The following is a 22,253-nucleotide window of genomic DNA, read 5'->3' on the forward strand; positions in this document are numbered from 1 at the left end:
CCACTAGACGATCGCGTTAGGTTCGTTAACGGTTTATGTATTTACACTATAGTCCAATTATCAGGTTTGGCTTAGCTTTGTCAGCTAACATCTTGTGTTGGTTATTGTTTTCCGAAATTGGAACCCAGTTGTGCGTCTAATTGCGCCAGTCGTTGCGGTGTACCCACGTCGCTCCACCCGCCTCTGAATATTTCTGCACTAATACGGTTGTGTTCAATAGCATGCCGCAAGACTTCACCCAGCGGAAACTTCAGTCGCTTCTCGGGGTAATTATTGATTAGTCGCGGATGAATAAGGCTGATTCCGGCAAAGGTGTATTTTTCCAGTTGCGGGTTGTTTTCGAGCTTGCCATTAGCGTTTGGTGAGAAATCTCCGTTGGGGTGGAAATCAGGATTTGGCACCAGGACAAGATGTGCGTCTTCGTTCTTATCCAAGCGATATTTGGCGAGATTATCCAAGGGGTAATCAGTCCACACATCGCCATTCAGCAATAGAAAAGGCTCATCTCCCAACAGATCAAGAGCATTGAATAAGGCGCCTGCGGTTTCGAGTGGTTCGGGTTCTTCGGAATAGCGAATCTGTAATCCAAACTTTTCACCGCTTTTTGCGAAATCGCGAATCTTTTCCCCCAGATAAGCGAGGTTAATGATGACTTCAACTATTCCCGCCTTTGCCAAGCTTTCAAGGTGATACTCCAGCAGCGGTTTACCTCCCACCGACAGAAGCGGTTTAGGTAAATGATCGGTTAGCGGTCGCATACGCTGGCCGAGACCGGCGGCCAATATCATTGCTTTCATTCGTTTTTCCCCGCTGTTACGTAACCGCCATACCATGGTTGTTGCTCAATTGCGGGCAAAAGCTGTGTGCGAAACCAATCGGTAAATTCTTCAAGTTGGGGGTAGGATTGAGCAACGCTCAGGGTGTAGTGAATCACAAGCGGCAAGTCTTTCAGGTAGTTGGGTTTGCCGTCACGCAAATGCAGGCGAGCAAATATCCCCAGTACCTTGATATGACGCTGTAAGCCAATCCAGTCAAACCAACGCAGGTAACGCGCCTCGTCAATAGACTCGTCCAACACCTTTGCGTTGATGGCTGCTTCCCGATATTCCAGCGCTAGTCCGGTGACCAATTCGGCAGGCCAGCTGATGTAACAATCGCGGAGGAGTGAAACCAGATCATAGGTACACCCGCCCCAGAGCGCCCCTTGGAAATCAATCACGCCGAGGCTGCCATCTGCGCGGATGATTAGGTTGCGGGAATGGAAGTCGCGATGCACAAGCGTCTGTGGCTGTTCCAAGGCAGCGTCTTCCAGTGTTTTGTATAGCGCGTCTAGCATGATTTGTTCAGACGTATTTAGCGCATAGCCCAAAAGGTTCCCCACAAACCACTCGTTAAAAATCTCGAGTTCTCGTCTTAATAGCGCGCGATCGTAACGAGGGATAAGGCTTGGTTGATCTGGGCAGGCTTGCAACCCCAGAAGGCTTTTAAATGTTTGCCGGTATAGTTGCGGTGCTGTTTTCAAGTTCAAATGGCGATGCAATAGCTCATCGCCAAAATCTTCAACCAATAGAAAGCCTTGAGTTTCGTCTACAGCCAAGATCTTGGGTGTATTTACCCTGTTTTCTCCCAGATAGCGCGCCAGAGCGACAAATTGACGGCTATCTTCTGTTTGTGGTGGAGCGTCCACGGCAAGCCATTGTGAGGGAGATTCAAACCGAAAATAGCGACGGAATCCGGCATCGCTGGCAATAGGTGAAAGCTCGAGTGATTCTCGCTGTAACTGCTGTGCTGCCCAGAGGCTTAGCTGTTGCTGGCGCTCACTTGATGAGGGGGCTGAAGACATAGTCGCTCCTGATGAGATAGGCATGAGCCGAGCGCGATTCTACTGGAACTTGGCCGCGAAAACAGAAGCGGATGCCTATCTCGGGAAATCTAAACCCACATAGCGAAGGGTTTTAGGTATTCTCACAGTGAATTCATTCCCTGCCACGCCTGATTGCAGTAGAATCGCGGCAATTTTTTGCATGATCTTTGGCGATTAAAACCGCGACGACTCTTAAAGATCTTCTCCCACGAGACAGTTGTTAATGGCATTAGCCCCAGTATTTCCCTTAAAGCGGATGGTTATTGGTTTGCGCGCTGCAGGTTTCGCTGTAGCCGTGCCAGTTTTTATTTGCGCCGCCCCTGTGTTTGCCGAAGATTCTCCGGGCTCGCGTTTGGCTCAAGAGTTTGAAGATAGTCGACACTTGGACTGGGTTCCTGTTGAGAATCTGACCGAAGCACAAAAGCAAAGTTTGCCCAATCAATGCTGTAAAGGAGCCTATATACCTCCCGAGCGAACGGACGCGGAAGCAGATTTAGAGCCTGAGAAGGCTCCTGTTCGCACCCATTCCGACGAAGAAGTCAGTGTGAGGCAAACCCGGCTTTCGTTGCGCGGTAATGTGGCCATTACCCAAGGGAATCGCTCGATTGCCACAGAAAACGTCTCTTACGATAAGGAGACAAAGCAGGCGATCATGACGGGCGGTATTCAGTTGCGCGACCCTGAAGTCATGGTGCGTGCTGATAATGCCCAAATGAATCTGGATTCTGGGGACGCGCAATTCGATAACGCCCGTTTCGTACTTTACGAGACGCGTGTTCATGGAGTCGCGCAAGAGTTGCAGCGTTTCGGTACTAATGTCATCAACCTTCAGGAAAGCATGATCAGTAGCTGCGAGCCGGGTGATAACGCGTGGTCAATCCGTGGTTCGGAAATATCTTTGCATCCCGATGAGCATTACGGCACGGCCGAAAACATGCGGTTGAACATTAAAAATATCCCCGTACTTTACACACCTTATATACGTTTCCCTCTCGGTGATGAGCGCTTGACCGGTTTCTTAACGCCGACACCTGGTTACAGTACCCGCAATGGTTACGAAATGTCGGTGCCGTTTTACTGGAATATCGCTCCCAGTACAGATGCAACGATTACCGCACATTACATGTCTAGTCGTGGCTACATGCTTGAGCCGGAGGTGCGCAATTTAACGAGCTATTTTGAATCGCGCATAAGCGGAAGTTTTATTAATAATGATCACGGTGGCTACAGTAGCTCTGCCGAACAAAAGATTGCAGATGGCGAACTTACCGAGGAAGAAGCCTATCCCTACCGTGGGCATGATCGTTGGTTTGCGAAATTCGAGCAGGAAGGTGGCAAAGGAAGGGATTGGTCTACCCTCATCAGCTACGCAGACTTGAGTGATAGAGACTACTTGCGAGATATGTACAGCGGCTCCGTCGAATCCAGTCGTCAGGCTTACATTCGCCAAATGGCCTCGGCAGATTATCGGTCCGAGCATTGGTTTAGTGGTGTGAAAGTCGATGAGTACCGTCTATTAACGACTACTCAGTTGCCGTACCGTGAGTTGCCGCGTATTCATCTCGACGGTAGCTATCAAATCAGCGATTGGGTATTAAAACTTAATAACGAATACGTTAAGTTCGCCGAGAACCGTTATCTCCAAAGTTCCTTTTCCACACAAACTGACTATGACAACAAGCTCGCTAACACCATTTATGGTGAGCGTATAAATACCGATTACAGCCTTATGTGGGATAAATCTTTCACATGGGGATTTGTGAAACCAAAAATCGGTGTAAAAGCATTGGCATATGATTTGGACGATAAAAATTTGGTGTCTGGTTCTGACTCAGCTCCGCGTTTTGTCACGCCCCAAGCCAGTTTAGACACCGGGCTTTACTTCGAGCGTGAAGCCAATGTTTTTGGCGGGAATTATGTGCAAACTCTTGAGCCTCGCGCTTTCTACTTTTACAGTGCCTATAGAAATCAGGATTCGCTTTTCAAGCTAACGCCGAATAAAAGCTTTGTAAACTTTGATACTGGGGATCTTACGTTTAACTACAGCCAGTTGTTCCGTACCTCGCGGTTTGCCGGTGGTGACCGATTGGATGACGCTAATCAATTATCGCTGGCGGTATCTACAGCGTTTGCATCACAAAACACCGGTGCTGAGCGTTTGCGCATGAGCATTGGACAGGTTTTTTATTTCCGCGATCGCGAAGTGACAATCTTTGATAGAGATACGGCAACCTCTGAACTCATAGACGATACTCGTCGCGCAACCTCTGATTGGGCCGTACAAGTAAGCGGGCAGGTGAGTTCGCGCCTACACATGAGTGCAGACGCAGCCTACGATCAGAATCAGGATCGGTTGGATAGTGCAAACGCCGGCCTTCACTACATGGACGACTCCTATCGAATTGCCAACATTACTTATCGCTACACCTTGAAGCAGGTGGTTAATAGTCCATCTAATCCAGTTCCGCAGATCGTCCAATCAATCAACCAACTGGATACATCAATAATCCTTCCGATTAACAATCGCTGGAGTATTATCGCGCGCAACAACCACGATTTTACTCACGGTGTGGAACTAGATACTTTTGCCGGGCTCGAATACAACGATTGTTGTTACAGAGTTAGATTACTCGGCCGTCGTTGGTTACGAGTGGACTACACGACGGAAAATTTCCTGGCCAATTTGACTAACAAAGACTTCGAGCCGGGCATTATGCTCGAACTGGAACTTAAAGGTTTGGGTGGAATGGATCGTAAGATCAGCAATCTGCTTGAACGTACAGTGACAGGTTTTAAAGACCGCGAGAAAAATTTACGCTAGCTAACAAGTGAAGACATTTATGCAAATGAGATTAATGAAAAAAAAATGCAGCCTTTTGATTGCGGTGCTTTTATTGGTTGCACCGCAATTTGTACCGCAAGCTATGGCTGCCAAAGCGGTTGGTCTTGACCGTGTTGTTGCGATTGTTGATGAAGATGTGGTCTTGGAGAGCGAGTTGAATGATCGCTTGCAAGCGGTGTTGTCGCGTTTGAAAGGTCAGTACTCCCAAAGTCAATTGCCGGAAGAAAGCGTGCTGCGTAAGCAAGTATTAGAGCAGCTTATTGTTGAACGCGTGGAATTGGGTTTGGCCAAGCGTTACGACATTAAAGTGGAAGAAGATGAAATCGACCAAGCAGTTGAACGGATCCGCGAAAAAGGCAAGATGACAAATGAGGAACTGGCTGCTGATTTAAAACGCCAAGGTCTATCAATCAGTGGCTTGCGCGCACAAATTCGCGACGAGTTAACCATCAACCATTTGCAACAAGGTGTGGTTAGTAGCCGTATTAAAATATCGCCACAGGAAATCGATAACTTCCTTGCATCCAGCGACGGTAAGTTTGCGACTTCGCCGGATTACCACATAGGTCATATTTTGATTGCCGTTCCAAGCTCTGCCGATTCAGATACCATTGCGGCAGCGGAGAAAAAAGCAAAAGATATCTATCAAAAATTACAAGGTGGCGCTGATTTTGCGCAAATGGCCATTGCTAACTCTAATGATCAAGCCGCTTTGCAAGGTGGTGATATTGGTTGGCGTAAGCTTGCGCAATTACCAGAGCTTTTTGGCAACCAACTTGCGAGTTTGAAAGTGGGTGAGGTAACTCAGCCTTTCCGTAGTGGCGCGGGCTTTCATATATTAAAAAATATTGAGCAGCGTGGAGGTGGGCAGCAGCTTATAGAGCAGACTCATGCTCGTCACATTCTGGTGAAAACATCCGAAATTGTGGACGATAACCAAGCGCGCGAAAAATTGTTGGCGCTGAAAGAAAGAATTGAAAAAGGCGAAGATTTTGCGAAGTTAGCAAAAGAAAATTCTGAGGATACCGGCTCCAAACTGAGCGGTGGCGATTTGGGTTGGTCCGCTCCCGGTATGTTTGTAGCTACCTTTGAAGAGACTTTGGCAAATACTCCCATCGGAAAAATTAGCCGTCCTTTTAAGAGTCAATTTGGTTGGCATATTTTGCAAGTGCTTGAGCGTCGTAAAGAAGATATGAGTGAGCAAATGAAGCGTAACCAAGCTCAAAACGTGATTCGCTCACGTCGCTTTGATGAAGAGTTTCAATTGTGGTTAACGCAAATTCGCGAAGAGGCCTTCGTCGAAATAAAAAATTAGTAATTCTCTAATAATTAGAGCGCGGCTAGACAAGTCTTACAAAGAATCTTGTTGATGCCGCGTTTTGGTTTTTTATTGCTTTAGCAATTGTATTGGTAGGTTAATAATGGACGCATGTTTTCGTATCGCCCTTACACCCGGTGAGCCCGCGGGCATCGGTCCTGATTTGGTGGTTAGCCTTGCTCAACAGGCGCAAGCTCACGAAATAGTGGCAATTGCCGATCCTGCGCTTCTACAAGAGCGAGCGCGGCAGTTGGGTTTACCTTTGCAGATTCGAATTGTGAATTTGGTCGATTCACCGCGTCCGTCGGCTCCCACAGAGTTGGCCGTATTGCCCGTTGAATTGAATACAACTGTTACACCTGGTGAGTTGAACGTGCTCAATGCAGGTTACATTTTAAAGACGCTTGATGCGGCAATTGCGGGTTGTGTTTCAGGTGATTTTGCCGCCTTGGTTACCGGCCCCGTTCACAAAAGCGTTATTAACGACGCTGGCATTAATTTCAGTGGCCACACCGAGTACCTTGCCGATAAAACCGCGACTGAAAAAGTGGTGATGATGTTGGCAACCAAAGGGCTGCGTGTTGCTCTTGCTACAACTCATTTGCCTTTGAAAGATGTTGCGGCTGCTATCAACGAAAAGGAGTTGACGCAGGTCATCAAGATTTTGCATCGCGATTTGCAACAACAATTTGGTATCGCAGAACCCAAAATTTATGTTTGTGGTTTAAATCCTCATGCAGGTGAGGGTGGGCATATAGGACGCGAAGAACTTGAAATTATCGAGCCAACCTTGGATAAATTGCACACGCAAGGGATCCACTTAATTGGGCCTCTACCAGCGGATACTTTATTCACGCCTAAATATCTTGATCATGCAGATGCAGTATTAGCTATGTATCACGATCAGGGCTTGCCAGTTTTAAAATACAAAGGTTTTGGTCAGGCCGTAAATGTAACCTTGGGGCTGCCGATTATTCGCACCTCGGTTGATCACGGCACCGCGCTTGATTTGGCTGCTACCGGGAAAGCAGATTTAGGTAGCCTGCGCACTGCACTGAGTTATGCGCTGGATATGGTAGAAGCGCGTCAGCGTGCGCAAAAAATAAACTAGGCAGCAGCAATAAAGTAGGCAGTAGTTAATGACTAAGAAATTTTCAGGCGATAAGCATTTTAATAGCCAAGGCGAACACAAAGCGCGTAAGCGATTTGGCCAAAACTTTTTGATCGACCACGGGATTATTCGCGACATAGTGCGCGCGGTTCATCCTCAGAAACAAGATTTAATTGTCGAAATTGGCCCGGGCAAGGGTGCGATCACGCAATTGCTTGCAGACAGCTGCGATAATTTGAGCGTGATCGAGTTAGACCGCGACCTTGTGCCTTGGCTAAAGGTAAAATTTGAAAAGCACCCCAACTTTCATCTGTACCAAGCAGATGCTTTGCAATTTGATTTTGCGCAGCTTATACAAAATGATCAACCTTTACGTATTGTCGGAAACCTTCCGTACAATATTTCCACGCCTCTCATTTTTCATTTGCTGAGTTATTCATCGCAAGTACGCGACATGCACTTTATGCTTCAGAAAGAAGTGGTTAAACGTATGGCTGCTCAAGCGGGTGATAGCGCCTATGGCCGATTGGGAATTATGGTGCAATATTATTGTGAGGTTGAAAATCTGTTTGAAGTTCCGCCAACCTCGTTTGATCCAGCGCCAAAAGTTGATTCAGCGATTGTACGTTTGGTGCCATACAAAAATATTCCGCACAAAGCGACCAACATTAAAACGCTTGAAAATTTGGTGAATGTTGCGTTCCAGCAACGCCGTAAAACCTTGCGTAATGCCCTGAAGCAATTGCTTGATCCTGAGGTGATGGAGCAATTACCCATAGATACATCCGCGCGCGCGGAAGATATTAGCTTGGCGGAATATGTCGCCACCAGTAATCTTTTAGATCAGCTTACGCAATCCACTACAAATAAAAGCGAGCACGCCAGTATTTAGTCATGGCCAACAAAATTAACGTCACTGTTAAAACAACCTACATGGCAGACCAAACGCTGCCACGTCAACGTTACGTCTATTCCTATACCATTACTATTGCGAATCAAGGCGATGAAGCTGCACAGTTAATCAGTCGTCATTGGTTCATTCGCGACGCCAATGATAACGTGCAAGAAGTGCAAGGTATCGGCGTTATTGGCGAGCAGCCGCACATTGCGCCGGGTTCAAGTTACACTTATACCAGTGGAGTTGTGCTTGAAACTGAAACGGGCATTATGGAAGGTACCTATGAAATGCGCGCCGATAGCGGTGAAACCTTTGATGCGCAAATTCCAGCATTTGCACTTGTACCGCCGCATGCTGTTCATTAATTGATTTAACTCGGGTTATACATGTCCACATACGCAATTGGTGATATTCAAGGTTGTTATGAATCACTCCAATGTTTATTGGAGAAAATTGCGTTCAATCCTGACCAAGATAAACTGTGGCTAGTGGGGGATTTAATCAATCGTGGGCCAGACTCGTTAGCGACCTTGCGTTATCTTTACTCGATTCGCAGCTCAGTCGAGTTCGTACTGGGTAATCACGATTTACATTTTATTGCGGTCGCATATGGACTTAGAAATAAGGGGCAAAACGATACGCTTGATGCTTTGCTGAATGCATCAGATCGTCAAGAATTAATCGATTGGCTTATTCAAGGAAAACTTATACACACGGATGAAAAACTAGGCTTCACTATGGTTCACGCAGGCATACCACCTATTTGGACTTTGCACCAAGCCCAAGCTCACGCCCGCGAAGTAGAAGCCGTTTTGCAAAGCCGCTACTGCCGTGAATTTTTAAGCAGTATGTACGGTAACTCACCCAAGCGATGGAAAAATAAATTAATTGGTATGGATCGTTTGCGGTTGATTACCAATTATTTTACCCGTATGCGTTTTTGTTCAAATGATGGAACCTTGGAGTTAGAAACAAAAGAAAATGCCGCTGCTGCTCCCTTAGGCTTTGCTCCTTGGTTTTCGTTTAATGAACGCAAAACAGTCAATGATAAAATTCTGTTTGGTCATTGGGCTGCGCTTGAAGGCAAAGTAAATACACCTAATGTTTATGCTCTGGACACCGGTTGTGTTTGGGGTGGTTCACTTTCTGCACTACGTTTGGAAGATCTTCAACTTTTCAGCTGCTTTTGTGAGGCCTGAGTATTTTTCTGCAGGCGTTATTCATTTTTCGTTCAGTTAAAATTGCTAACCTCCTCCTACCTTAAATTGCAGCTATAAAAGTTGCTTTGCTTGTTTCTTTGTTGTTAAGGATTTTTTATGAAATTTAAATTAATGTTTGCGGCTACATTGCTCGCAACTTCTGGGTTTGCTATCGCTGATTCTTATCAAGCGGAAGTTGGTGCCAGTGCCACGCGTTGGGATGTGAATAGAATGAATAGCCGAGTAAACAGCTATGAGGCCGACGGAAAATATTATTTTAGTCTCGTTAAAACCGACAATGTGCCTTTGGCTGAAGCTGCCTATCTTGGTAAAAGCAGCAATGCATTTTTAACGCTGGTGCGCAACTCGGGGCGCGGGTTTTTCTCGGATAGCAATATTTATTCAGGTGGTGTTGAAGTTTATATTCCTGAAAATTTTTTATATGTCAGAGTTGAAGGTATGTATCAGCGCAGCGATGGGAGTTCAGATACAAGTGCGCTTACAACAATAGGTCTGACCCCTCTCGATGGTTTGCGTCTCACCACTAGCTGGAACAGCGATGAAAGCTACCACGCAAATATAGACGCTAAATACGTAACTTCATTGGGTGAGGGGCAGTTCATTAATGTAGAGGCCAGCGTGGTGGATACAGATCAGGGTACTAAAACCACGATTGGTGGTGATTATTACTTCGATACTAGCTTTAGTGTAGGCGCTGAAGTTAGCGATGATAAGTACTCTACAGATTATTTAATCCGTACACGTAAGTTTTTTACAGAGAGCTTTAGTGGTGAGTTGGATTATGTTGATACGGATTTCGGAAATCTTGTTGCCTTAGGTGTAAGTTATAGGTTCTAAGGAAAAAGCGCGTCCCGCCCTAAAAACAGATTGTAGTTTTCGGGGCGGGAAATTCACTTAAACCAAAACGGGTTTTAATGCTGGTGTGTTGTGAATCAACCAAGCAGCTGAACCAACAAGTGCGGCCTTATCATTAACGATAACTTTAATAGAAATATCGCTAACGTATTTTCTCATGGGGCCTTTGTTTTTGTAGCGTTCTTCAAAATTGGTTTCTGGCAAAATGCCTAACAATTTTGGTGTAATTCCACCGCCAATCACCACCCCGCCGCGCGCGCCTGTTGAAACAGCTTTATCGCCAGCCACTGCTCCTAGTGTATTGCAGAAGGTGACTACGGCTTCGCGGCAAATTGGGTCTTCATTCGCCAAACCTTTGGTGCTTACATCAGCGGGTGAATAATTTTGTGCTTCAACACCTGCGATGTTTGCCAATGCGCGATACAAATGAACCAAACCAATCCCAGACAAAATATTTTCTACTGAAACGTGAGATTGCTCTTTCAGAAGATAAGATTTGATGGCCAATTCTTTTTCTGTTGTGGGGGCAAAGCTCGCGTGGCCGCCCTCGGTCGGAATAATTTTCCATCCGCCGTTTTCCGGTACTAACAACGCCATGCCAAAACCAGTGCCAGGGCCCATAACGACTATTGGAGCTTCTGGGTCTGAATTTGCTGCATACAGTGTTTTGGTTTCATCGGCAGACAAAAAGGGCACTGCGTAGGCAAGCGCCGCAAAGTCGTTAATAACATGCAGGGTTTTCATGCCCAATTGATCGCGCAGTTCGTTGATTTGGAACTTCCAGCCCAAGTTAGTCATTTGCGCAAAGCCGTGCTCAATGGGGCCGGCGATGGCAAGACATGCGTATTCAGGCATATCGATTTTAAACTCCGCGCAGCAGGCTTTAATCATGCTGCCCATATCTGGGTAGTTAGCGCACTTGAGTGTGATTTGCTGACTGGCGGTGTAGTTGGGTTTGCTGGTGTTGGGAGTCTGTTCGACCAAGCCAAAGCGAGCGTTGGTGCCGCCGATATCTGCAACCAATAATAAGCCCATGCATTAGTCCTCTATGTGTATGGAGTTGGATTTTTTGTAATGGATGAAAGTAGGAGGTTGGAGTGTGAGGTGTGAGACTCTAAGCCAGCTTTCGGTTGCTGATTATGACTTATTTCCACATACATGGAAGTCTATGTGTCATTGACAGCGCTGTCAATAATCGTTAGCCTATCGGCTATTCAACGGCTTAGCAGCATTTTGTCCATAAAATTTATGGTTGTTTGGATCTATAAATCTATTTTTAAGGGTAAAATTTAAATGCTGAACTGCGAGCCGGATAGCTCGCACATAAAATGAATAAAAGATGTAGCCAGCACTCGCTAAGCATATCTAAGTCATCTATTTTTCTTTATTAATTGCTCGCACCTCCATCTGTCTATGGGGCGTGTTTTTTATTTTGATTTGTAACCGGAGGTTTAGAGGTGATGTGGCCCACGCTCACGCACGCGGTAAAAAAAGATCCTGCCATTGAACAAGAGATCGAAGAACTTTTGGCTCGTATGAGTGTGGAGGAAAAAGTAGGGCAGTTGATTCAGCCCGAAATTCGTCACCTTACGCCTCAAGATGTTAAGGACTACCACATAGGCTCCGTGCTCAATGGTGGTGGTTCGGTTCCCAACGGAAACCGTTATTCCAAAGCGGCTGATTGGCTGGCAATCGCAGATGCATACTATTTGGCGTCAATGGACGAAAGCGATGGCAAAGTCGCTATTCCGATTATGTGGGGCACCGATGCTGTTCACGGCGTGGGTAATATCGTGGGCGCAACGCTGTTCCCGCATAACATCGCCTTAGGTGCGACAAACAACCCAGATTTGATTTACAAAATTGGCCAGATCACCGCCACTGAAATTGCTGTGACCGGCTTGGATTGGGATTTCTCGCCCACCGTTGCGGTTGCGCGTGATGACCGTTGGGGTCGCACCTATGAATCCTACTCTGAACACCCCGATTTGGTTCGCTCATATGCGGGCAAAATGGTTGAAGGTTTACAGGGTGTTGCGAATACGCCCGATTTCCTCGCTAAAACCCGCGTTATTTCTACCGCAAAGCACTTCCTCGCTGACGGCGGAACTCTTAATGGGATTGATCGTGGCAACACCATGGTTGATGAACAAACCCTCTGTGATATCCATGCGGCCGGTTATTTCAGTGCAATTGAAGCTGGCGTACAAACGGTGATGGCTTCCTTCAACAGCTGGCAAGGCGAGCACATGCACGGTCATAAATATCTGTTGACCGATGTGCTGAAAGGCAAATTGGGCTTTGATGGCTTAGTTGTGGGCGATTGGAACGGTCACGGTTTCATTGCAGGTTGTACAGCCTTGGATTGTCCAAAAGCGATCAACGCAGGTCTCGATATTTTTATGATCGCCGACCCAGAATGGAAAACCCTTTATAAAAATACGCTCGAGCAAGTGAAAAGCGGTGTGATCTCTATGGAACGCACCGACGATGCCGTTCGCCGCGTACTACGCGTTAAATTGCGCGCTGATTTGTGGAACAAAGGCCTGCCTTCCACGCGCCCCTTATCAGGTAAGGATGAATTGCTTGGTGCCGCTGCGCACCGTGAAGTTGCTCGTCAAGCTGTGCGGGAATCTCTAGTGCTTCTTAAAAACAAAAATAACATTTTGCCACTTTCTCCCAAGGCCAAGATTCTGGTCGCGGGCGATGGAGCAGATAACATCAGTAAGCAAACCGGTGGTTGGTCGGTTAACTGGCAGGGCACTGGCAACACCATGGCGGATTTCCCGGGTGCCACAACCTTGTGGATGGGAATTGAAGCCGCAGTGAATGCAGCGGGTGGTCAAGCTACTTTGAGTCCTGAAGGTCATTACAGTGAAAAGCCCGACGTAGCTGTGGTTATTTTTGGTGAAGACCCTTACGCAGAAATGCAGGGCGATGTGCAAAACGTTTTGCTGAAATCTGGCGAAACAAAAGATTTGGAATTGCTGCGCAAATTGAAGGCTGACGGAATTCCGGTGGTTTCGTTGTTCGTTACAGGTCGCCCCTTGTGGGTAAATCGTGAATTGAACGCGTCTGATGCCTTTGCCGTAATTTGGCAACCGGGTACCGAAGGTGCAGGCGTTGCCGATGTACTTTTCAAAGGTGCTGATGGCAAGCCGAGATTTGATACCACCGGCCGTTTGACCTTCTCTTGGCCTAAGCGTCCTGACCAAGCGCCGTTGAACGTGGGTGATGAAAATTACGATCCGCTATTCGCCTACGGTTTCGGTTTGAGCTACAACGACAAGGACACATTGGGTGATGATTTATCGGAGGAGGGAATTCAACATCAAGCAACAACCGATGTGTTGGAACTCTTCAAGCGTCGCCCAATGAGCCCTTTTACGATTATTTTGGAAGGCAAAAACAACGATCGCGCAGATCTCAATGGCAATATCGCCAAGGTGTCGTCTTTAACGGTTACTGCTGTTGACCGCGATGTTCAAGAAGATGCGCGCCGCGCTCAGTGGAATGGAAATGGTGAAGGTTTTGTTGCCATTTCAACCTTGAATCGCCAAGTCTTGAGCGATTACTTGCATTCGAACTCAGCCTTGATATTTGATGTAAAAGTCGATCAGGCACCTAAAGGCAATGCCCGCGTCCGCATTGGTTGCGGTCCGTCTTGCTATACCGAAGTGGATCTTACTGAGCAATTTAAGAAGATTGCTGGCCAAGGCTGGAAAACGGTAAAAGTGGATTTGGTGCTATTCCCCGATGCAGGCACAGACTTTGGTTTGAAACGCACCCAAGAAGAATTGTTCGAGCTGGTGCTGGATCCTTTCGCCTTGGTTGCAAACAATGAGCTGGATTTAGTTTTCTCAAACGTTCGTATCGAAAAGAATGCTGGTCAAAATGGCACGGTCAGATGCGAATAAGTCTTGCTGATCCATCTTAAGAAGCCGCCTTGTGCGGCTTTTTTTATGGGGCAATGTTCAGTTTTGATTTTGCTGGCGACAAAAAGTTACCTTGATCATGGATAAGCCTCTGCCTCCTCCCCCTAAAATCCTCCTCACTATAATCGTTCATGATAGTAATTAGAAAAAGGTGTTTTGCCTGTTAATGGCGCAAATGCAAAAACGGGCGTGCATTTTTTTGTTCTAAAGCGGGGCACAAAATTTTCACAAAATGTTTATTTATGGCGCGGTGTTTTTTATAGCGTCACCAACAAGGTGCGTTACGAAAATGCGACAAAAATTAACTCTTAAAAAATTAAATTTCATAACCGATTGATTTCGATGGATAAAAAATATTTTTTGTGGCGCATTTTTTTGTTTGGCATAGCGCTTGCTCTAGTCGAAATTGCTCATGCCAAAAAATCTAATTTCAAAAATTAGATAAAATGCGATGAATTTTTTAAATCGCGTCGCAAAAAAATATGGCAGGTGTGACCATGACTAACGCTACTTTTGGAGAACGCCCTATGAAAAAACACACTGCTCATCTTCTTTGCGCTGCCGCAAGTTCATTATTTTTTTCTGCGCAGAGTGCGCACGCCGCACAAACACTGACTGAAGGTTTGGTGTCTGGCAGTTCGGTTAAAGTTAATATTCGTACTCGCTATGAAGATGTGAGCTGGGATGGGTATGAAGACGCGGATGCGTTGACTGTAAGAGCGCGCTTGTCATATCAGTCCGGTGCGTGGAATGGTTTTGCAATCACTGCGGAAATGGATAACGTGACTGAAATTGATCACGAAGTTGATTACGCCACTTGGGCTGCAGATCCCATTAACTCAGGAGCAACAAAGCACGCGCAAATTTTTGATCCGCAAGGAACCGATTTGAACCAAGCGTTGATATCCTACACCACGTTTAACAACTCAATTAAATATGGTCGTCAACGTATTGTGCTGGATAATTCGCGTTTTATCGGCAATGTGGGCTGGCGTCAAAACGAGCAAACTTATGATGGTATTTCGTTTACTAACAAATCTATTCGTTACACCAATATTTTTGCTGCGCACATCACTAACGTAAACCGTATTTTCGGAAACGCGGTTCCCATTCAAGGTGATTATAAACAAGATACTAATTTGTTTAACGTGAGTTACACAGGTTTTGAAGCTGGCAAATTAACGGCCTATGCGTATCTTATCGACAATGTTGATGATGCAACGCTAGTGGGCACTGGCGCTGCTGCAAATAAGTCTGCGGCAATTTCAAGCAACACTTATGGCGTGCGTTGGTCTAGCACAGCGAATCCGTCATTCATGTACAACCTTGAGTACGCGAAACAAAAAGGCGCAGGCTCAAACCCACTGGACTACACCGCAAACTATACGTTGGTTGAGGCTAGTACAACGATCGGTCGTTTTGTCCCATTGATTGGTTATGAGGTGTTAGGCTCAGATAATGGTAACAAAGGTTTCGCGACGCCTTTTGCAACCTTGCATATCTTTAACGGTTGGGCAGATCGTTTCCTTGCAACTCCGAAAGAGGGTATTCGAGATGTTTACGCAAGCTTGACTGCAACCGTACAGGGCGCAACCTTGGTTGCAGCATATCACTCTTACGAAGCCGATGAAAAAAGTTTGGCCGTAGGCCCAACCCTTGGAAAAATTATCGACTACGGAAACGAATGGAACTTGAGTGCAAGCAAAAAATTTGGTGCAGTTGTGTACACAGCTAAATACGCGAAATTCGATAATGGCAACTGGGTGCAAAAAGTGGGGGCGCAATCTTTAGCGTCTGATACTTCTAAAGTGTGGTTGCAAGCGGATTGGAATTTCTAATTTGTAACTCCTGAACAAAAAATCCCCGGTTTAATCGCCGGGGATTTTTTGTTTCAGTTTAAAGCTTTTTAATTTGTATCGATTTTTTCCTTAAGTGATTTGGCGTTCTCCGGTAACTCGGTTAGGGTAATGAGATCTGTATCTGCTTCCCACAAACCGCGATAACTTAATTGTTCCCAGCCCCAGCGCAACCACTTCAGTAAAGAAGCAGCCAACCACAAAGCCCACAACAAAATTACCATTTTGTAACACCACAGCGGTAGTGAAATAACCCATGCTGTGGGGAATGTTGCTTCACTGTGATCTTGGTACCAATAGAAATTAGAGTTGTAGCTGTTGTTGCCGACAATATGCATATCAGGCGAGCTGAGCAAACCATTAGGCAATGTTGCTACCAATGCAATCAGTGCTGCTATTGAGAATGCGAACAAGCCGAGCTGCAAAAATTTGAACTGCCAGCGCTTGCCTATGCTGGAAAGTTTCCCGCGTTGACTGAGCGCAAGTAGCCACGCTGCGACGAAAATAAATGTCCACATGCTCAGCGTACAAATTCCCAAGCTTAATAAAATCCACTCGTAAGATTTGAGGGGTGTTAACTGAGTGCGACCTAGTCCGTAAGCGACGAGCGCCATCACTACAAGCATTCCCCACAGTAATACACTGGGTCCGACTTGCGGGCCACCGATCCACAAAACCCAGCGGTTGTAAGGCATCTCCAAGTTAATATGTTGATTGCTGCTGCCATTTTCCAAGGTGAAATTTGGCGTTGTTGTAATGATGCCGACGCCGTCATCGTGCTTCCAATTGATGAGAATATTTTGTGAGCCCGGGCGTAGCGGAATTTTCAGTACGCCATTTGTTGTGCTCATCAATTGTTCGGAGTTGTCTATGCTTAATTTTGAAAGCTTGGCGCCTTCCGGCAATTTAAAGGTGTACTGGCTGCCTTGATTAGAACGCACGCGTAAACTTAATTCGCTCAGGCTATTACTGCTTCCGGGTTTGTAATTAAGTGCAGCCATATCTATGGTGAGATGATCGCCTTTTACGGCTTGCGGCCGCATTATGTCAATCGCAAGTGTTTCGCCGGGCCAAGGTTGCCACACAGGAATATTTTCGTGTTGCTCTAATTGTATGGGTGAAATGCCGGTTGTTTGTGCATGCCAACGCGAGGAAATATCTAACACCCAAATTTCCGCCCAAGGCACATTTTGCGCTGCGGTAAGTTTTATGGGTGATGCCTCCGTAAGATTGGATGACCACGAAAATTCGTCTTCGTTGTTTTCCATATGTACGGCAATTTTTCCATTTGTATTTACTTTTGTTGATAGCGGCGATTCACCTTCTAACAAAGGTACTTCTACGTTAATCGCGCCTGATGCGGGAGCAACGCGCGTAACCACGGTTTCCACGTTCCAATCCAAATCCAGTTTTAAAGTGCGCCTAACTGTAACAAAAGTTGCTATAGGGTCGGGGCGAAGCTGGTCTGCTTTGCCGGAAGTTTGGTCGCGCTCCGTGCGTTGCAATTGCACAGATTGGCTGGTTTGTTCCGCTGTTGGAAGTCCGCTTAATTCCCAGCCGATTGCAGTAGATGTCAGGTTGTGTAGTGGCAAGGGAAATTGCAAATTCAATGCATCCTGTCCCTGAGTGTTGGCAAACAATTCGACCTTGTGTTGCCCCTTGGGCAGGCTAATAAGCAAACCTTGATTAGCGGTGTATACAACAGATGCGGGTTTGCCATCGAGCGTGATTTGATTTGGGCGCCATTGATGATGTGCAGATGGTAGCGGAAATGAAATAAATTCGGCCGCATTAACGACGAGCTCGAGCGCGAGTTGATCTTGTTTTACATTGATATTTACGCGTTCTATAGCGGCGCAATCGGGTAAACATTTTGGCGCTTCAGTGAGGCGAGCTTCTAATTCTTTAAGAAGTGTGGTGTCAATATTTACGTCGGCTTGGGTTGGTTCCGGAACAAACCATCCAGCGCTTGCCAATAAAATTACGGAGGCGAGGGGCGCAAATTGCTTTCCGCGAAATTTAATGGAGGGTAGCTGAATGCCGCTAATCGCAAAAAATTTTCGCAATAGCACCAGTGTTAAGAAAATGGGCAATAGAATCGCTAACAAATTTCCAAGCTTGTTGAAAACGGGTGATATCAAAAAGAGTTTGGTGGTTTCATCTTTCTTCACGGGGCCATCCCAACGCAGCGTAACAAGCTTATGATTGTGTGTGGGAACGGCTAAACCTGTTTGGGTTTGCAATGAAGGATCGTAGCGTTTGGTAAAGTTTTTCTGCATTTTAACACCGCCAATACGCTGCAAGGATTCCGCAACATCGGTATCTGGAAATTTTCCAATATCTTCAGCGGAAACAGCGTCCAATTTCGCATCGGAGCGAGCACCGGTCACAACAATTTCCTCTGCTTCATATTTTTCGGGGGGCGCAGCAGGAGCGGGAGCAGCAACAGGAGCGGCTTTATATTTATTATTGGATTGAAGCATCATTGAGGAACTCACTACCCAAAAATCTTCATTTTCGAGTGAGGGGTTAATCATAATGCGCGCTTCGCGAACCATAAACGGCAAGCTAATAAAGGCGAGGCTTAAAAAACTCACATAACCGTAACGCAAAATCCAAGATTTAAATTTACCGGTGACCAAGTTCGCAAGCGCTATAACCGCCAGCAAATTAAGCCAAATAAAAATCGGTGCACCCAGGCGCTGGTAAATGGCGATTAATCCCAAGCCTGCGATAATTCCAATTGATAAGTTGGTCATGCGAGCAAAAGCCACGGCAATAATAAGAACTGCAAACATGTCCCATAGTGTCCATTCAGAAATCCAACTTCCGTATTCGCTGCTCGTGCCTGTTGCAGTTAGTAGCGACCAGCCGGGCGGAAGAAACAGTCGGGTATCGATTGTGTTCATATCTTGATTCCAGCCACTCACGGGTATCGTCAGGCTGCGTTCCAGTTTGCTCACCGCTTGTAGCGATAAATCGCGTGAACGAATTTCAACTCCGGCATTTCCGGTTTTATCTATCTGGGTAATGACTTGGGCCTCACCATTAATACTTGCGCTGGTTAGTTCCATCGGTTGCGATGTTTCTATGCGAGAGTTGTGAATATTGCCGCTCATGCTGTCGTTAAAAATAAAATTTTTGCCGGTAAAGCTTAACCAAGCATTGCGTTGTAGCTGCAGTTCATTGGCGGCCTCTTTGTTTTCGCCCCGGTAGAGTTCTTCTAATGTGAAGCGTGTTTGCGGTGTTACTAAATAGGCGGGCAGGTTTTTCCAATCATCGGGTAATTGTGTTTGTTGTGGGTCCACAGATTGCGCACCGGAAATTTGTGCGCTGCGCAATTGGCGTTGCGATTCGAAAACCCAAATTTCTTCTTGCGGCCATTGCTCGTTATTGGCGTTGTAGGAAAAATTTTTATTGTTAGCGATAGATTGGCTAACTAAAGTTATTTCCCAATTGCCCGGCTTAAGTTGCACGCGTAGATTTCCATTTTTTTCAACACGTGCAGGCAAATCGCTTTCAAATTCCAACAGGGTGAAACCATCTAACAGCAATTGCCCCATCTCTAGTTCGCGCTCTTTGCCGCTTACACCCAATTGCATTTGGGTCGTCATTCGCAAAGGAATTGTGTCTTGGATTTTTCTGAATACGCGAACGCTCAGAGCGTCTTGATGTGTTGCGGCATTTTTCGGTTGGTTATTCGCGAGCCATAATTGATTGTTGTCTTCAATGGATGGATTGCTAACGGCTTTTCCCTGCAGGCTTAGTTGTACCAAACCGATTTGCGGTGGAATTGTCAGAGTGCGTGGCATATCCAGCCAGCTTAAATTACCGATAATTTGGTGTGAGCCGGGCGTTAAATAAACTTCAGGTACGCCATCGTGGTCGCGCGTTACCAAAGTGTTTTGGTTGTCCTTAATTGCATGAGGCCAAACACCATTGCTGCCGGGAAGTCTGATCCACCCGCTTGTATAAACTTCGGCTTGCAACTTGAATGTTGCACCCTTATCGGTTGCGTCCAAGGTCAGGCTCGAATACCACTCGCATGAACGCTTGTTGTCATTGAACGCAACAGGGCAATTCAACTCTGGGTGTTTCTCTAAAACCCAAGGTTTCCATTCATCCAGCGATTTCGGAATTTCGATGGCATATGCGGTAGTACTTATGACGAGCATTAGTGGACCAAAAATGCGGGTAATAAGAATGAGCATGCGTGGATTCCTTTTTATTAGTCAGCGTGAGCAAGAGTATACGAGCCGGTGGCTGCCGATGCGAAGAGGCTAAGCGAAGGAGGCTGAAGGAAGTGTGAATGGTGTAGCGGCTCGGGTGGAAATAGCGGGCATAAAAAAACCGCCAGATTTGCATCGGCGGTTTTTCTGCTGCTGCGTTTATTCAGCAATCGTTTGAGGCAAGTTATTTCTTGGGATAATCGCGCTTCACACTACCGGTGTACAGCTGGCGTGGACGACCAATCTTGTAAGAGGTGCTGACCATTTCATCCCAGTGTGAATACCAACCAACTGCGCGGCCCAACGCGAAAATCACGGTGAACATTTCAGTTGGGATTTCAATGGCTTTCATAATGATGCCTGAGTAGAAATCCACGTTTGGGTAGAGTTTCTTGCTGATGAAGTAGGGGTCTTCCAAGGCGATTTGTTCAAGGCGTTTTGCAATCGCCAAGAGAGGAGAATTGCCTAAACCTAACTCACCCAATACTTCGTCACAGGTTTGCTTCATCACTTTGGCGCGTGGGTCAAAGTTTTTGTAAACGCGGTGGCCGAAGCCCATCAGGCGGAAACCTGAGGTTTTGTCTTTGGCGCGTGCAACACAAGCTTCAATGTTTTCTACAGTGCCGATTTCTTCCAGCATTTCCAACACGGCTTCGTTCGCACCGCCGTGCGCAGGGCCCCAAAGGGTAGAAATACCTGCCGCGATTGCTGCGAAAGGGTTGGTACCTGATGAGCCTGACAAGCGAACAGTAGAAGTAGAGGCGTTTTGCTCATGGTCAGCGTGGAGGATAAAGATACGATCCATTGCTTGAGCGATGGTTTTGCTAACGTTCGGCGCTTTGCCGGCTTCGCCGAAGGTCATGTGCAGGAAGTTTTCTGCATAATCGAGGCTTGCATCGGGCGCAATGAAATCCAAACCTTTACGGTGTCTGTACACCATGGCAGACAAGGTTGGCATTTGAGCAATCAAGCGATAAGCGGTTTGTTTACGGCTCTCTGGCTTGGTAATGTCGATTTCGTCGTTATAAACCGCGGCTAAGGCAGCCACAGCGCTACACAGAATGGCCATAGGGTGCGCTTCGCGTTTAAAGCTTTTAATCACATTGGCAACGGTTTGGTCAACGGCAGCGTTTGCTTTGATGGCGGCAACAAATTCAGCTTTTTGGTCTGGGGTTGGCAATTCGCCGTTGAGGAGGAGGTAACAGGTTTCGAGGTAATCAGAGGAGACTGCAAGCTGTTCGATGGGGTAGCCGCGGTGAAGGAGAATGCCTTCGTCGCCATCAATGAACGTAATCTTGGATTCGCATGAGGCGGTGGACATAAAGCCCGGGTCAAACGTGAAAAAGCCATTTTTGGTAATACTGGTGACGTCAATAACGTCTGGTCCGACACTGCTGGCATAGATAGGAAGGTCAATCGTGCTATCAATACCATCAATCGTTAGGTGTGCTTTCTTGTCAGTCATTACTGACTCCTGTGCTTACTAATAGGACTAATGTGCTTGAGTATGTTCGCTGTTTCGATCCATTCTCGTGAGGTTGCATTTTTCGTGTGAAATCAGCGGGCCCCTGAGCGAGATGCCGATACTGCTCACCTGCAAGTTGCATGCTCAAGTGGGAAAACCTTGCGCCGCATGTTACAGCTACTTTCTCTTTTTAAGCTGCTTCTAGTTACAGCTACTTTATAGACTAGTCGAAATTCGACCGTGCCGTTTGTTTGCGGTCGGCATTATAGATGACTTAATTGCTGCAACGAAAGTTTTTGCCAATAAATAGGGCGCATTTGGTTAAACTTTTTTACTGTGATTTTGTGTGTCCCGCACGGGGTTCATATTTGTCGTTTTGTTTTGCACTAAATTGGCTCTTGAGCGTATTTTTGTGCGCTCTTATGAAACAAAAAATTCTGCGAAATCCAACGAAATTCTTCAATTTTGCAGAAATTTTGAGCGATTCGGCGAAGGCGCAAAAACATCGTCTGGATTTGGTTTTTGTCACGGGTTTTTGTTTGTGTTTCTGTAAGTCACTCTCTATAATGCTGCGCGACTTGCAGGATGCCCCAGCGATTGCCCCAAAATCTCCCATTTTCGTCAATTCTGGTGCTCACTCTACATAACCTGCCCGCGATG

General features: G+C 46.4%; 14 protein-coding genes. 9 read left to right on the forward strand and 5 right to left on the reverse strand.

Annotated features, from left to right (window positions below; translation table 11 throughout):
* Nucleotides 1-101: 101 nt before the first annotated feature.
* Nucleotides 102-797: an N-acetylmuramate alpha-1-phosphate uridylyltransferase MurU gene (gene murU, locus U1F02_RS06235; RefSeq protein ID WP_409989504.1), complete on the reverse strand. Its 696-nt coding sequence runs from the start codon at nucleotides 795-797 to the stop codon at nucleotides 102-104.
* Entirely contained in the window at nucleotides 794-1,843 is a 1,050-nt protein-coding gene (locus tag U1F02_RS06240; RefSeq protein ID WP_409989505.1) for an aminoglycoside phosphotransferase family protein, read from the reverse strand. Before U1F02_RS06240 ends, murU begins: the two co-directional genes overlap by 4 nt.
* A 244-nt stretch (nucleotides 1,844-2,087) precedes the next feature.
* Here U1F02_RS06240 and U1F02_RS06245 point away from each other — a divergent pair, with 244 nt between their 5' ends.
* The 7 genes from U1F02_RS06245 (at nucleotide 2,088) to U1F02_RS06275 (ending at nucleotide 10,090) form a co-directional block, all read left to right on the forward strand.
* Entirely contained in the window at nucleotides 2,088-4,685 is a 2,598-nt protein-coding gene (locus tag U1F02_RS06245; RefSeq protein WP_409989506.1) for an LPS-assembly protein LptD, read from the forward strand.
* Between the two features lie 34 nt (nucleotides 4,686-4,719).
* A complete protein-coding gene (locus tag U1F02_RS06250; RefSeq protein ID WP_409989507.1) occupies nucleotides 4,720-6,021 on the forward strand; it encodes a peptidylprolyl isomerase in 1,302 nt (433 codons plus the stop codon).
* Between the two features lie 106 nt (nucleotides 6,022-6,127).
* A complete protein-coding gene (pdxA, locus tag U1F02_RS06255; protein ID WP_409989508.1) occupies nucleotides 6,128-7,135 on the forward strand; it encodes a 4-hydroxythreonine-4-phosphate dehydrogenase PdxA in 1,008 nt (335 codons plus the stop codon).
* A gap of 28 nt (nucleotides 7,136-7,163) precedes the next feature.
* Nucleotides 7,164-8,027 (forward strand): 16S rRNA (adenine(1518)-N(6)/adenine(1519)-N(6))-dimethyltransferase RsmA, encoded by an 864-nt coding sequence (gene rsmA, locus U1F02_RS06260; protein WP_409989509.1) that lies wholly within the window; start codon nucleotides 7,164-7,166, stop codon nucleotides 8,025-8,027.
* A 2-nt stretch (nucleotides 8,028-8,029) separates the two neighbouring features.
* The gene (gene apaG / locus U1F02_RS06265) at nucleotides 8,030-8,398 is read left to right on the forward strand and encodes a Co2+/Mg2+ efflux protein ApaG (RefSeq protein WP_409989510.1); all 369 of its coding nucleotides are present in this window, start codon (nucleotides 8,030-8,032) and stop codon (nucleotides 8,396-8,398) included.
* 21 nt (nucleotides 8,399-8,419) lie between these two features.
* Entirely contained in the window at nucleotides 8,420-9,232 is an 813-nt protein-coding gene (locus tag U1F02_RS06270; RefSeq protein ID WP_409989511.1) for a symmetrical bis(5'-nucleosyl)-tetraphosphatase, read from the forward strand.
* Between the two features lie 117 nt (nucleotides 9,233-9,349).
* Nucleotides 9,350-10,090 (forward strand): putative porin, encoded by a 741-nt coding sequence (locus tag U1F02_RS06275; protein ID WP_409989512.1) that lies wholly within the window; start codon nucleotides 9,350-9,352, stop codon nucleotides 10,088-10,090.
* A gap of 57 nt (nucleotides 10,091-10,147) precedes the next feature.
* On the opposite strand, the gene glk is transcribed toward U1F02_RS06275, so the two are convergent.
* Nucleotides 10,148-11,143 carry a glucokinase gene (glk, locus tag U1F02_RS06280; RefSeq protein ID WP_409989513.1) on the reverse strand — a complete coding sequence of 332 codons (996 nt, stop codon included), beginning with the start codon at nucleotides 11,141-11,143 and terminating at the stop codon, nucleotides 10,148-10,150.
* A 425-nt stretch (nucleotides 11,144-11,568) separates the two neighbouring features.
* Between glk and U1F02_RS06285 the strand changes: the two genes are divergently transcribed.
* Nucleotides 11,569-14,025 (forward strand): glycoside hydrolase family 3 protein, encoded by a 2,457-nt coding sequence (locus tag U1F02_RS06285; RefSeq protein ID WP_409989514.1) that lies wholly within the window; start codon nucleotides 11,569-11,571, stop codon nucleotides 14,023-14,025.
* Nucleotides 14,026-14,570: 545 nt separating this feature from the next.
* Nucleotides 14,571-15,881: an alginate export family protein gene (locus U1F02_RS06290; protein WP_409989515.1), complete on the forward strand. Its 1,311-nt coding sequence runs from the start codon at nucleotides 14,571-14,573 to the stop codon at nucleotides 15,879-15,881.
* 68 nt (nucleotides 15,882-15,949) lie between these two features.
* Here U1F02_RS06290 and U1F02_RS06295 read toward each other — a convergent pair whose 3' ends face one another.
* On the reverse strand, nucleotides 15,950-20,110 hold the full coding sequence (locus tag U1F02_RS06295; RefSeq protein ID WP_409989516.1) for a hypothetical protein: 4,161 nt from the start codon (nucleotides 20,108-20,110) through the stop codon (nucleotides 15,950-15,952).
* Nucleotides 20,111-20,312: 202 nt separating this feature from the next.
* A complete protein-coding gene (locus U1F02_RS06300; protein ID WP_409989517.1) occupies nucleotides 20,313-21,593 on the reverse strand; it encodes a citrate synthase in 1,281 nt (426 codons plus the stop codon).
* Nucleotides 21,594-22,253: the final 660 nt, after the last annotated feature.

The sequence above is a fragment of the Cellvibrio sp. genome (assembly GCF_046347455.1).
Taxonomy (GTDB): domain Bacteria; phylum Pseudomonadota; class Gammaproteobacteria; order Pseudomonadales; family Cellvibrionaceae; genus Cellvibrio.